At 68.1% G+C, this 13,408-nt stretch carries 12 protein-coding genes; 8 read left to right on the forward strand and 4 right to left on the reverse strand.

Annotated features, from left to right (window positions below; translation table 11 throughout):
- Positions 1–4: 4 nt before the first annotated feature.
- Both HWX87_RS18345 and HWX87_RS18350 read right to left on the reverse strand, forming a co-directional pair.
- Positions 5–1,249 carry a sarcosine oxidase subunit beta family protein gene (locus HWX87_RS18345; protein ID WP_006480591.1) on the reverse strand — a complete coding sequence of 415 codons (1,245 nt, stop codon included), beginning with the start codon at positions 1,247–1,249 and terminating at the stop codon, positions 5–7.
- Between the two features lie 14 nt (positions 1,250–1,263).
- Positions 1,264–2,649, reverse strand: a complete 1,386-nt coding sequence (locus HWX87_RS18350; protein WP_059239100.1) for an L-serine ammonia-lyase — start codon at positions 2,647–2,649, stop codon at positions 1,264–1,266.
- Positions 2,650–2,938: 289 nt separating this feature from the next.
- Between HWX87_RS18350 and HWX87_RS18355 the strand changes: the two genes are divergently transcribed.
- From HWX87_RS18355 to denD, 8 genes are all read left to right on the forward strand, one after another.
- Complete coding sequence (locus HWX87_RS18355; protein WP_176048434.1) at positions 2,939–4,006, forward strand: GlxA family transcriptional regulator; 1,068 nt, start codon at positions 2,939–2,941, stop codon at positions 4,004–4,006.
- Positions 4,007–4,195: 189 nt separating this feature from the next.
- Entirely contained in the window at positions 4,196–4,900 is a 705-nt protein-coding gene (locus HWX87_RS18360) for a FadR/GntR family transcriptional regulator (protein ID WP_176048435.1), read from the forward strand.
- 70 nt (positions 4,901–4,970) lie between these two features.
- A complete protein-coding gene (gene ltnD / locus HWX87_RS18365; RefSeq protein WP_176048436.1) occupies positions 4,971–5,861 on the forward strand; it encodes an L-threonate dehydrogenase in 891 nt (296 codons plus the stop codon).
- A gap of 19 nt (positions 5,862–5,880) precedes the next feature.
- On the forward strand, positions 5,881–7,182 hold the full coding sequence (otnK, locus tag HWX87_RS18370; protein WP_176048437.1) for a 3-oxo-tetronate kinase: 1,302 nt from the start codon (positions 5,881–5,883) through the stop codon (positions 7,180–7,182).
- Complete coding sequence (locus tag HWX87_RS18375) at positions 7,179–7,817, forward strand: aldolase (RefSeq protein WP_176048438.1); 639 nt, start codon at positions 7,179–7,181, stop codon at positions 7,815–7,817. Before otnK ends, HWX87_RS18375 begins: the two co-directional genes overlap by 4 nt.
- Before the next feature lie 121 nt (positions 7,818–7,938).
- Positions 7,939–9,264, forward strand: coding sequence for an MFS transporter (locus tag HWX87_RS18380; RefSeq protein ID WP_176048439.1), 1,326 nt, complete (start codon positions 7,939–7,941; stop codon positions 9,262–9,264).
- A 69-nt stretch (positions 9,265–9,333) separates the two neighbouring features.
- Positions 9,334–10,110: a 2-oxo-tetronate isomerase gene (gene otnI, locus HWX87_RS18385; protein ID WP_176048440.1), complete on the forward strand. Its 777-nt coding sequence runs from the start codon at positions 9,334–9,336 to the stop codon at positions 10,108–10,110.
- 28 nt (positions 10,111–10,138) lie between these two features.
- Entirely contained in the window at positions 10,139–11,110 is a 972-nt protein-coding gene (denD, locus tag HWX87_RS18390) for a D-erythronate dehydrogenase (protein WP_176048441.1), read from the forward strand.
- Between the two features lie 28 nt (positions 11,111–11,138).
- On the opposite strand, the gene HWX87_RS18395 is transcribed toward denD, so the two are convergent.
- Together HWX87_RS18395 and hpnI are read right to left on the reverse strand one after the other, a co-directional pair.
- Positions 11,139–12,227: a lysylphosphatidylglycerol synthase domain-containing protein gene (locus HWX87_RS18395; RefSeq protein ID WP_176048442.1), complete on the reverse strand. Its 1,089-nt coding sequence runs from the start codon at positions 12,225–12,227 to the stop codon at positions 11,139–11,141.
- Positions 12,224–13,393, reverse strand: a complete 1,170-nt coding sequence (hpnI, locus tag HWX87_RS18400; protein ID WP_176048443.1) for a bacteriohopanetetrol glucosamine biosynthesis glycosyltransferase HpnI — start codon at positions 13,391–13,393, stop codon at positions 12,224–12,226. Before hpnI ends, HWX87_RS18395 begins: the two co-directional genes overlap by 4 nt.
- Positions 13,394–13,408 lie beyond the last annotated feature (15 nt).

The following is a 13,408-nucleotide window of genomic DNA, read 5'->3' on the forward strand; positions in this document are numbered from 1 at the left end:
TCGTTCAGTGCGCGACGGCGGCAGCGCCGTGCTCGTCGATCAGGTGGCCCGTGTAGAAGCGGTCGAGCGCGAACGGCGCGTTCAGCGGATGCGGCTCGTCGCGCGCGATCGTGTGCGCGAACACCCAGCCCGAGCCGGGCGTCGCCTTGAAGCCGCCGGTACCCCAGCCGCAGTTGAAATAGAGGCCCTTCACGTCGGTCTTGGTGATGATCGGGCACGCGTCAGGCGACACGTCGACGATGCCGCCCCACTGGCGGTTCATCCGCACGCGCGAGAACACCGGGAACATCTCGACGATCGCCTGCAGCGTGCTCTCGATGATGTGGAAGCTGCCGCGCTGGCCGAAGCCCGTGTACTGGTCGATGCCCGCGCCGATCACGAGGTCGCCCTTGTCGGACTGGCTGATGTAGGCGTGCACCGCGTTCGACATGATCACCGAGTTGACGACCGGCTTGATCGGCTCGGACACCAGCGCCTGCAGCGGGTGGCTTTCGATCGGCAAGCGCACGCCGGCCATGTCGGCGAGCGTCGTCGTGTTGCCGGCCGCGACTACCGCGACCTTCTTCGCCTTGATGAAACCCTTCACCGTATCGACGCCGACCACCGCGCCGCCTTCACGGCGAATGCCCGTCACCTGGCAGTTCTGGATGATGTCGACGCCGGCGCGATCCGCGCCGCGCGCGAAGCCCCAGGCCACCGCGTCGTGACGCGCGACGCCGGCGCGGCGCTGGATCGATGCGCCGAGCACCGGGTAGCGGCTGTTCAGGTTGATCGTCGGCTCGATTTCCTTGATCTGCGCGGGCGTCAGGAATTCCGCGTCGACGCCGTTCAGCCGGTTCGCGTTCACGCGGCGCTCGGTGTCGCGCACGTCCTGCAGCGTGTGGGCCAGGTTCATCACGCCGCGCTGGCTGAACATCACGTTGTAGTTCAGGTCCTGCGACAGCCCTTCCCACAGCTTCATCGCCTTCTCGTACAGCGCGGCCGATTCGTCCCACAGATAGTTCGAACGCACGATCGTCGTGTTGCGCGCGGTATTGCCGCCGCCGATCCAGCCCTTCTCGAGGATCGCGACGTTCGTGATGCCGTGCTCCTTCGCGAGGTAGTACGCGGTCGCAAGGCCGTGGCCGCCGCCGCCGACGATCACGACGTCGTATTCCTTCTTCGGCTCCGGGCTCTTCCACTGCTTTTCCCAGTTCTCGTGATACGAGAGACCGTTGCGGAACAGGCTGAATATCGAGTAGCGGCTCATGTTGTGGTCCTTCGTTAGCATTCGATGACGTTCACGGCGAGACCGCCGCGCGACGTTTCCTTGTATTTCGTCTTCATGTCGGCGCCGGTTTCGCGCATCGTCTTGATCACGGAATCGAGCGATACGTAGTGCTGGCCGTTGCCCTTGAGCGCCATGCGCGACGCGTTCAACGCCTTGATCGCGCCCATCGCGTTGCGCTCGATGCACGGGATCTGCACGAGCCCGCCGACGGGATCGCAGGTCATCCCGAGGTTGTGCTCCATGCCGATCTCGGCCGCGTTCTCGACCTGGTCGGGCGTACCGCCCATCACGGCGGCGAGCGCGGCGGCGGCCATCGAGCATGCAACGCCCACTTCGCCCTGGCACCCGACTTCCGCGCCGGAGATCGATGCCGTTTCCTTGTAGATGATCCCGATCGCCGCGGCCGTCAGCAGGAATTCGACGATGCCGGCTTCGTTCGAGCCCGGCACGAATTTCACGTAGTAGTGCAGCACCGCGGGAATCACGCCGGCCGCGCCGTTGGTCGGCGCGGTGACCACGCGACCGCCGGCCGCGTTCTCTTCGTTCACGGCCATCGCATACAGGTTGACCCAGTCGAGCATCGACAGCGGGTCGCGCAGCGATTCTTCCGAACGGGCGCGCAGGTGGCCATTCATCTCGGCCGCGCGGCGCTTCACGCGCATCGGGCCCGGCAGGTCGCCCTCGACCTTGCAGCCGCGCTCGACGCAGGCGGCCATGGTGCGCCAGATCGCGAGCAGCCCGGCGCGCACTTCGTCGGCGGAGCGCAGCGCGCATTCGTTGCGCATCATCAGTTCGGCGATCGACAGCCCGTGTTCGCGGCACTGGCGCATCAGGTCGTCGCCGGTGCGGAACGGGTACGGCACCTCGACCGCCGCGCGCACGCCGTTCACGCGATCGCCGTCGCGGTTCACGACGAAGCCGCCGCCGACCGAGTAATACTCTTTCTCGACGAGCAGCTGGCCGTGCTCGTCGAAGGCCTGGAAGCGCATCCCGTTCGGGTGCACGATGCTCGTGCCGCTCATCAGCTTGCGATAGAAGCCGATGTGTTCCTTTTCCTCGAAGCGCACCGTCTGCTTGCCGAGCAGCGACAGCGACTTCTCCGCGCGGATCGCGGCGAGGCGCGGCTCGATCAGGTCGGGATCGATCGTGTCGGGCAGGTGCCCCTCGAGGCCGAGCAGCACGGCCTTGTCGGTGCCGTGGCCCTTGCCGGTGGCGCCGAGCGAGCCGTACAGCTCGACCCGCACGCGGCGCACGAAGCCGAGCAGGTTCGCGTCCTCGACGTGCGACGCGAAGCGGCACGCGGCGATCATCGGGCCGACCGTATGCGAGCTGGACGGGCCGATACCGATCTTGAACAGGTCGAACGCGCTGACGTTCATCTGGCTGCCTTTGCGCTTTCACGCGTTGAGTGACGTTGATTGGACGCCAGTACACCAAAGCGTAAAATCGGCAGATAGAACAAAAACGGCATCGGCGTGGGATACCGCCGCCAAGCACCGCGCCGGCCGGCCCGAAAGTGCGTTTTGGCGATGGTTCGCGACGGAAAACCACAAGTCCGGCCGGGGCCGATCGGCGACGCTGGCTTCATCCGCGCCGCCCCGGCAGCCGTACCCGCAACCAGAGTGAAACGAGTGAGACCGCCTGCCCGGCGTGACGAGATTGGCCGCGATGACACCCGACGTACCCGCTTCCCCCCTCGCAGAACCCGCGCCGCGGCGCATCCGCTTCGGCATCGTGCTGCTGCCGAACTTCACGCTGACGGCCTTCTCCGGCTTCGTCGACATGCTGCGGCTGTCGGCCGACGACGGCGACTACAGCAAGCCCGTGCGCTGCGCATGGAGCGTGATCGGCGAAACGCTCGCGCCGGTGCGCGCGAGCTGCGGGATCCAGATCACGCCCTGGGAGACGTTCGACGCGGCCGAGCCGTTCGACTATGTGGTGGTGGTCGGCGGGCTGCTGCATTCGGGGCCGCAGGCCGGCCCTCAAACGCTCGACTTCATCCGCCGCGCGGCGGCGGGCGGCGCGACGGTCGTCGGCATCTGCACCGGCGTGTTCACGCTGATGCGCGCCGGCGTGCTCGACGGCTACCGCACCTGCGTGAGCTGGTTCCATTACTGGGATTTCATCGAGCGCTTTCCGTCTGCCGATCCCGACCTGCTGATCGCCGACCGGCTGTTCGTGATCGACCGGCGCCGGATCACCTGTTCGGGCGGCCGCGCGTCGATCGACGTCGCGGCGGCCATCCTGCTGCGCCATTTCGATCACGCGACGGTACAGAAGGCGCTGCGCATCCTGCTCGTCGGCGAGATGCAGAAAGGCAACGCGCCGCAGCCGCATCCGCCGGGCCTCGAACCGGCGACGCACCCGAAGGTCAAGCGCGCGATTCTCCTGATGGAACAGCATGTCGGGCGCGCGCTGTCGCTCGACGAGCTCGCGAACAAGCTCGACCTGTCGACGCGGCAGCTCGAGCGGCTGTTCAAGGCCGAGACGGGCAGGAGCCCGCAGGCGTTCGCGAAGCAGGTGCGGCTGCGCACGGCCGCGTGGCTGCTGACGAGTTCGGATCGCACGGTGGCCGATATCGCGTCGAGCTGCGGATTCGCCGACGCATCGCACCTCGGACGCGAGTTCCGCAAGCAGTTCGGCGTGCCGCCGGCGACGTATCGCGAGCGTGGGGGCGAAGTGGCCGAAGCCGGCGAACTGGCGGCGGCCGATCCCGTCGAGGACATCGCCGACTGACGGCCACGGGGCCCCGCCCCCTCCCTGACCGATCGCAGAACCACACACGTACGCATCTGTTTCGTTACTTTTGGAACCGGTTCCAGTCAATTTGACCGACGTTGGCGGTCGTAGATCGAGGGTTATCCCGGATGCTTCACTGCGCTCAAATTTGTATGATGACCACATCACCTTACAAACCAGAGCATCATGTTCGAGAAAATTCCCGCCCGTGCGATGAGCGACCATGTCGCGCAGCAACTGCTCAAGCAGATCGAAGCCGGCAGTTTCTCGGCCAGCGGCAAGCTGCCGACGGAAGCCGTGCTCGCGCAGGAATTCGGCGTGAGCCGCACCGTGATCCGCGAGGCGATCTCGCGGCTGAAGAACGAAGGCGTGGTCGAGCCGCGCCAGGGCAGCGGCGTGTTCGTGAACCAGCACGGCGCGATCCGGCCGCTGCGGATCGACTATGCGGAAGCGGTCGAGGCCACTTCGCTGCCGCACCTGCTCGCGGTGCGCCGCGCGATCGAGGCCGAGGTCGCGGCCGAAGCGGCCCTGCATCACACCGATGAAGACATGGCCGACATCGACGATGCGCTGCGCAAGATCGACGATGCCGTGGCCGAAGGGCGCGACGGCGTCGCGGAAGACGTCGCGTTCCACCGCACGATCGCGGCCGTCACGGGCAACCCGTATTTCCTGAAGACGCTGCAGTTCCTGAACCAGTACCTCGAAGCCGGCGTGAAGGTCACGCGTCGCAACGAAGCGACGCGCGAGGACTTCTCGCGCCAGGTGCGCGAGGAACATGCGGCGATCGCCGACGCGATCCGCTCACGCGACCCGATGGCCGCGCGCAACGCGGCGCGCACGCACATGTACAACGCCGCCCGCCGTCTCGCGGAAGCCGGCATCTGCTGAAGCCGGCGGCCACTGCCCGATCGGGCGCCGCCGCCATCACGAACCTCTCCCGAATCGATCAAGGTTGACCATGTCACGAAATGTTGGAGTCATCGGCCTCGGCGCGATGGGCCTCGGCGTCGCACGCTCGCTGCTGCGCGCCGGCCTGCGCGTCCACGCATGCGACGTGCGCGACACCGTGCTGCAGGCGTTCGCCGCCGAAGGCGGCGTGGCCTGCGCGACGCCGGCCGAACTCGGCGCGCAGTGCGACGTCGTCGTCACGCTCGTCGTCAATGCCGCGCAAACGGAAACGGTGCTGTTCGGCGAACATGGCGCGGTCGCGGCGATGAAGCCGGGCGGCGTCGTGATCGCGAGCGCGACCGTCGCGCCCGAATTCGCGGTCGCGCTCGGCGCGCGCATCGAGGCCGCCGGCCTGCAGATGCTCGATGCGCCCGTGTCGGGCGGCGCCGCGCGTGCGGCCGCCGGCGAGATGACGATGATGACGTCGGGCCCGGCCGCCGCGTACGCGGGTTGCGAAGACGTGCTCGCCGCGATCGCCGGCAAGGTCTATCGCCTCGGCGACGCGCACGGCATCGGCTCGAAAGTGAAGATCATCAACCAGCTGCTGGCCGGCGTGCACATCGCCGCGGCGGCCGAAGCAATGGCGCTGGGTTTGCGCGAAGGCGTGGACGCCGACGCGCTGTACGACGTGATCACGCACAGCGCCGGCAATTCGTGGATGTTCGAGAACCGCGTGCCGCACATCCTGAACGGCGACTACACGCCGCTGTCGGCCGTCGACATCTTCGTGAAGGATCTCGGCCTCGTACTCGATACCGCGCGCCGCAGCAAGTTTCCGCTGCCGCTGTCGGCCACCGCGCACCAGATGTTCATGAGCGCGTCGAGCGCCGGCCACGGCGGCGAGGACGATTCCGCCGTGATCAAGACCTTCCCCGGCATCACGCTGCCGCCCGCCCGCTGATTCGAACGACGTTCCTGCCATGACCGCTTCCGCTTCCCGTCCCCTGCTCGGCTGCATCGCCGACGATTTCACCGGCGCGACCGATCTCGCGAACATGCTCGTCAAGAGCGGCATGCGCACCGTGCAGACGATCGGCGTGCCCGCCGACGGCGCCGCAGCCGACACGCCAATCGATGCCGACGCGATCGTCGTCGCGCTGAAGTCGCGCACGATCCCCGCGGCCGACGCCGTCGCGCAATCGCTCGCCGCGTACGAATGGCTGCGCGCGCAAGGCTGTCGCCAGTTTTTCTTCAAGTACTGCTCGACGTTCGACTCGACCGACGCGGGCAACATCGGGCCGGTGGCCGACGCGCTGCTCGACGCGGCCGGCGGCGGCTTCACGATCGCGTGCCCGGCGTTCCCGGAGAACGGCCGCACGATCTATCGCGGCCACCTGTTCGTCGGCGACGTGCTGCTGAACGAATCGGGAATGGAGAACCACCCGCTCACGCCGATGAAGGACGCGAACCTCGTGCGCGTGCTGCAGCAGCAGACGAAGTCGGCGGTCGGCCTGATTCGCTACGACACGATCGCGCTGGGCGCGGCCGCCGTGCGCACGCGGATCGAGCAGCTGCGCGCGGAAGGCGCGCGCTTCGCGATCGCCGACGCGCTGTCGGACCGCGACCTCTACGTGCTCGGCGAAGCGTGCGCGGGCCTGCCGCTCGTCACCGGCGGCTCGGGCATCGCGCTCGGCCTGCCCGCGAATTTCCGCCGCGCGGAGCAACTGCCCGAGCGTGACAACGCGGCATCGCTGCCGCGCCTCGACGGGCTGTCTGCCGTGCTCGCCGGCAGCGCGTCGAAAGCCACCAACGCGCAGGTCGCCGCGTGGCGCGCGACGCGGCCGAGCTTCCGCATCGATCCGCTCGCGGCGTCGCGTGGCGAACCCGTCGTCGACCAGGCGCTCGCCTTCGCGCGCTCGCACCTGCCGCAACCCGTGCTGATCTACGCGACCGCGACGCCCGACGAAGTCAAGGCCGTGCAGCAAACGCTCGGCGTCGCAGCGGCCGGCCATCTCGTCGAAAGCACGCTCGCGGCGATCGCACGCGGCCTGCGCGAACTCGGCGTGCGCAAGTTCGTCGTCGCCGGCGGCGAGACGTCCGGTGCGGTCGTACAGGCGCTCGACGTGAAGTCGCTGCAGATCGGCGCGCAGATCGATCCGGGCGTGCCGGCCACGGCCACCATCGACGCGCGGCCGCTCGGCCTTGCGCTGAAATCCGGCAACTTCGGCACGACCGACTTTTTCGACAAGGCGCTGCGCGCGCTGGACGGAGCCGCACGATGAGCGACGAAGCGAAACTGCGCGAAGAGATTTGCGTGGTCGGCGCGAGCCTGTATGCGCGCGGCCATGCGGTCGGCAGCGCCGGCAACATCAGTGCGCGCCTGGCTGACGGCTGGCTCATCACGCCGACCGACGCGTGCCTCGGCCGGCTCGACCCGAACGACATCGCGAAAGTCGGCACGGACGGCCAGCCGGTATCCGGCGGCAAGCCGTCGAAGACACTCGCGCTGCATCGCGGCATCTATGCGCGCAACGCGGAAGCGAACGGCGTCGTCCACACGCATTCGACGCACCTCGTCGCGCTGACGCTGGCGGGCGTGTGGCGCGACACCGACGTGCTGCCGCCGATCACGCCGTACTACGTGATGAAGGTCGGCCACATTCCGCTGATCCGCTACCGCCGCCCCGGCGATCCGGCCGTCGCGGCCGAAGTCGCGGCGCTGGCCGACCAGGTGCGCGGCGTGCTGCTCGATCGCCTCGGCCCCGTGATGTGGGGGCCGTCGGTATCACACGCGTCGTATGCGCTCGAGGAACTCGAGGAAACCGCGCGGCTGTGGCTGATGACGCAGCCGAAGCCCGAGCCGCTGTCCGAAGCCGCGCTCGACGAACTGCGCGAGACCTTCGGCGCGCGCTGGTAACCCGACGCGCGCGTCACGCACCGATTCCCATGCCCGCCGTGTGCGCGGGCCCTTCCGTCAGCACACACACACGATCCGGCGGCGTACGCGCCGCCGGCACACGATATTCATGGAGACGACGATGACTGCTCTCGACGCGGCCGCAGGCCGCTCGCCCGCCGCGCCCGCCCATGCGGCCGAACTCGACCGCACCTACAAGAAAGTGTTCTGGCGCATCGTGCCGTTCCTGATGCTCTGCTACGTGGTCGCGTATCTCGACCGCGTCAACGTCGGCTTCGCCAAGCTGCAGATGTCGCAGGATCTCGCGTTCAGCGAAACCGTGTTCGGGCTCGGCGCGGGCATTTTCTTCCTCGGCTATTTCCTGTTCGAGCTGCCGAGCAACATGCTGATGCACCGCCTCGGCGCACGCATCTGGATCGCGCGGATCATGATCACGTGGGGCCTGCTGTCCGCGCTGTTCGCGTTCGTGAAGACGCCGACGCAGTTCTACGTGCTGCGCTTCCTGCTCGGCCTCGCGGAAGCCGGCTTCTATCCGGGCGTGATCCTGTACCTCACGTACTGGTTCCCGTCGCATCGCCGCGCGAAGATCATCGCGGTGTTCATGTCCGCGATTCCCGTGTCGGGCATCTTCGGCAACCCGCTGTCGGGCTGGATCATGGAGCGCTTCCACGGCGGCTCGGGCTTCCACGGCTGGCAATGGATGTTCATGATCGAAGCCGTGCCGGCCGTGCTCGTCGGCATCGCGACGATCCTGTATCTCGACAACAGCATCCGCAGCGCGAAGTGGCTCGACGAGCGCGAGAAGCAGCTCCTCGAGGACGAGATCGCCGCGCAACCGCAGGAACAGCAGAAGCACGGCCATTCGCTGAAGGCCGTGTTCTCGGACCCGCGCATGTGGTGGATGTCGCTGATCTACTTCGCATTCGTCACGGGCCAGTACGGCCTCACGTTCTGGATGCCGACGCTCGTGAAATCGACCGGCATCACCGATACGCTCCAGATCGGCCTGCTGTCGGCGATTCCGTTCGTCGTCGCGATCGTCGTGATGAACCTGTTCGGCCACAGCGCGGACAAGCGCCGCGAACGCCGCTGGCACCTGATCGTGCCGGCGCTGATGGGCGCGGTCGGGTTTGCGGTCGCCGCGTCGTACTCGCACAATACGGCGGTGTCGATCGTGTTCCTGTCGCTCGCGGCAGGCGGCGTGCTGACCTGCGCGCCGCTGTTCTGGTCGCTGCCGACCGCGTTCCTCGCGGGTTCCGCGGCCGCCGCCGGGATCGCGATCATCAACTCGGTCGGCAACCTCGCCGGGTTCGCGAGCCCGTACGTGATCGGCTACCTGAAGGACGTCACGCACAGCACGTCGTCCGGCATGTACGTGCTGGCCGCGATGCTCGTGATCGGCGCGATCGCCGTGTGGCTCACGCCCGCGAAACTCGTGAACCGCTGATCCGGCGAACTGCAGGATTCGACGCGGGGCGCCGTGCGCCCCGCCCCACTCATTCACAGGACCGCTGCCATGCCACGCTTCGCTGCCAACCTCTCGATGATGTACACCGAGCATGCGTTCCTCGAACGCTTCGCCGCTGCCTCGTACGACGGCTTCAAGGCCGTCGAGTACCTGTTCCCGTACGACTTCGCCGCCGAGGACATCCGCGCGCGCCTCGACGCGCACAACCTCGAACAGGCGCTGTTCAACGCGCCGCCGGGCGACTGGGCCGCGGGCGAACGCGGCATCGCGTCGCTGCCGGGCCGCGAGGACGAGTTCCGCCGCGGCATCGACCAGGCGCTCGACTATGCACGCGTGCTCGGCAACAAGAAGCTGCACGTGATGGCCGGCATGGTGCCGCCGGGCGCCGACCGCGCGCGCCATCGCGACACCTACCTCGCGAACCTGCGCCATGCGACGCAGGCCGCCGCCGCGCACGGCATCACGATCCTGATCGAGCCGATCAACCAGCGCGACATGCCCGGTTACTTCCTGAGCCGCCAGGACGACGCGCAGGCGATCTGCGCGGAAGTCGGCGCGCCGAACCTGAAGGTGCAGTTCGACTGCTACCACTGCCAGATCGTCGAAGGCGATCTCGCAATGAAGCTCAAGCGCGATTTCGCGGGCATCGGCCACATCCAGATCGCCGGCGTGCCCGAACGCCACGAGCCGGATCTCGGCGAACTCAACTACCCGTACCTGTTCGCGTTGATCGACACGCTCGGCTACGACGGCTGGATCGGCTGCGAATACCGCCCGAAGGCCGGCACGTCGGAAGGGCTCGGCTGGGTCAAACCCTACCTGTAATTCAAGCATTCCCAAGAGGGCAACGAACATGAAAGTACTGATCACCGGCGGCGCCGGCTTTCTCGGCCAGCGTCTCGCGCGCAAGCTGCTCGAGCGCGGCGAACTGACCGGCCCCGACGGCCGGACCGGCAAGATCGACGAGCTGGTGCTGCTCGACGTCGTCAAGGGCAGCGACTTCGGCGATGCGCGCGTGACGTCGATCGTCGGCGACATCGCCGATCGCGCGGTACTCGAAAGCGCGATCGACACGCAGACGGGCGCGATCTTCCACCTCGCGGCGATCGTCAGCGGGCAGGCCGAAGCCGATTTCGATCTCGGCATGCGGATCAACCTCGACGCATCGCGCACGCTGCTCGAAGTGTGCCGTGCACGCGGCCACCAGCCGCGCGTCGTGTTCACGAGCTCCGTCGCGGTTTATGGCGGCGCGCTGCCCGACGTCGTGCAGGACGACACCGCGCTGAATCCGCAATCGTCGTACGGCGCCGAGAAGGCGATCGCCGAGCTGCTGCTGTGCGACTACGCGCGGCGCGGCTTCGTCGACGGCCGCGTGTTGCGGCTGCCGACGATCAGCGTGCGGCCGGGCCGGCCGAACGCCGCGGCATCGTCGTTCGCGAGCGGCATCATCCGCGAGCCGCTGAACGGCGAGGAAAGCGTATGCCCGGTGCCCGGTTCGACGCGGCTGTGGCTGCTGTCGCCGCGCGGCGCGATCGAAGCGCTCGTCGCCGGTTGCGAGATCGACGGCGCGAAGCTCGGCAACAAGCGCGTCATCAACCTGCCGGGCCTGTCGGTCTCGGTCGACGAGATGATCGAAGCGCTGCGCGAAGTCGCGGGCGACGACGTCGTGAAGCGGATCCGTCATGCGCCCGACGAGCGTGTCGAGAAGATCGTCGGCAGCTGGCCGGGCCGCTGGGACACGTCGCGTGCGGAAGCACTCGGGCTGAAGGGCGATACGTCGTTCGCCGACGTGATCCGCAGCCATATCGCCGACGCACAGCGCTGAATCGCGCGCCGCGTCGCACCCGGCTGCGTCAGCGCGGCCGGGGGGATTCCCCGATCGGTAACGACGCGGGTTTCGTGCCGCCCGGCCGGTTCGACGAACCGGCCGCCCACTGCCACGCGAGCAGGCCCGGCAGATAGAACAGCAGGTCGCGCACGCGGCGGGCGCCCGCCAGTGCCAGGCAGGTCGGCGGGTCGAACCCGAGCAGCCCGCCGATCAGCACGAACCCGCCCTCCTGCACGCCCAGGCCGCCCGGCATCAGGAACGCGATGCTGCTCACGAGCTGGATCAGCGCCTCGATCGCCAGCGCCTGCGCAAAGGTCGGATCGGCGCCGAGAAAATACAGCGCCAGCCAGATTTCCAGCGCGTAGCCCGCGAACTGCAGCGTCTGCCAGATCCCCAGGTAGCGCACGACGACACCCGTCTTTCTCCAGATCAACCGGATCGACTGATCGGTACGCGCCGATTCGCCGACCAGCGCCACCACCTTGCCGCTCGTGACGCGGTTGAGCACGCGCATCGCGCGCTCGAATGGCCGCGCATGCTGCACCAGCGCGAACAGCAGCAGCACCGGCACCAGCGCGGCCATGCCGATCGCGAGGTTCCCGGCCACCCGCGCGGCATCGGACGATACGCGCTCGAGCACATAGCCGATCGCGACCAGCGCGAAGATCAACTGGCTGATCAGCGTCAGCTGCATGTCGGCGACGAGGCTCGCCACGGCGGTCGCCGGGCGCACGCCGGCCTGCCGCAGCAAGCCGAACGACACGATCTCGCCGCCGATGCGCGCGACCGGCAGCAACCCGTTGATCGATTCACGGATCCACACGAGCTTCAGCATCGTCATGAACGACGGCCGGCGCGGGCCGCGAATCAGCATCCGCCAGTCCCACGCATTCGCGAGCATCGGCAGGATGTGCGCGAGCGCGGCGACCAGCAGCCCCGCGCCGGCGATCTGCAAGCGATGGAGGATATCCAGCGGATGCTCGCGCCAGATCAGCCACACCGCGAGCGCCAGCCCGCCGAGCGCCGCGGCGCGCCCTACATGCCGAAGCCGTGCGTCGCCGCGCGAGGCGCGCGGGTCCGCATGGGCGGCGTCGGGGTTCGTCCCGGTGGTCATGATTCACCTGCCGGCGACAGCAGGCCTTCCCGGTCGACGCGAAAACGCGTGCCGCGCCACACGACGTGCGACGAGAAGAAGCTCGATACGAACACCAGGAACTGCAGGAGATCGACGAACGGCAGCCAGAATGCGCCGCGCAGGCCGGCGCCGGTCGCGCGGCTCGTTTTCACCATCAGCAGCGCCCGCGCGAAAAGCGCCGCGACCGCCAGCGCGCACGCGGCGGGCGCGCCGCCGGAGAACAGCAGCGCCAGCAACGCGAGCGGCAGCGGGTGCATCAGCACCGACCCCGCATGACCGAGCCGGTCCGCCGCGCGAATCGTGCAGCTCCAGCGCAATTCGTGTGCGTACAACCGGGCGAACGTCTCTTCGACACACGCATGTCCGACGACGAACGGCGGAATGACGACCTGTGCGCCCGCCTGCCGCACCGCTTCGCCGAGCGCGTGATCTTCCGCCAGGTGATGCGCGAAACGCGCCAGCCCGCCGATGCGTTCGAGCGTCTCGCGCGTGATCGCAATCGTCTGCCCGAAGCACGGCCGCGCGCGCCCGATGAAGAGCCCGGTGATCACGCCCGGCAGGAAATGGTAGTTCGTCATCGCGACGGCGACTCCGGGCCAGAAACCCGGCGATGCGACGCCGCGATACACGCTCGTCACGATGCCGACATCCGGCTGCTGTAACGCGCCGACGACGGCGCGCAGATAATCGCGCTCGACCACCACGTCGCTGTCGGCGAGGCAGAGCACCGAATGCTCCGCGTGTTCGAGCATGTTCACGAGATTGGCGATCTTGCGGTTCGGCCCGTACAGCCGCGCATCGGCCACGACCTTGATGTTTGCGTCCGGGTAGCGTGCGCGCAGCGTCTCGACGGCCGCCAGTGCGGCGTCGCACGCATCGTGCACGCCGAACAGGTGCTGGACCGGCCCGGGATAATCTTGCACGAAGTAGCTTTCGAGATGCTGTACGAGATCCCATTCGTCGCCGTGCAGCGGCTTCGCGACGGTGACGCCCGGAAACGCGCGCGGCTCCGCCGCCGCCCGCGAAAAGAACCGGCCGACCAGCACGCTGGCCGTGATCGTGTAAGCAATGCCCAGCAACACGCCCAGCCCGCAGACGATCGACATAGCGCCGGCCAGCGCGTGCAGCACATGCAGCAAAACCATGCTTCTCCCCAGTGG

Origin of the sequence: Burkholderia sp. BCC1644 (assembly GCF_902833225.1) — a bacterium.
In the GTDB taxonomy this organism is placed as follows: Bacteria; Pseudomonadota; Gammaproteobacteria; order Burkholderiales; family Burkholderiaceae; genus Burkholderia.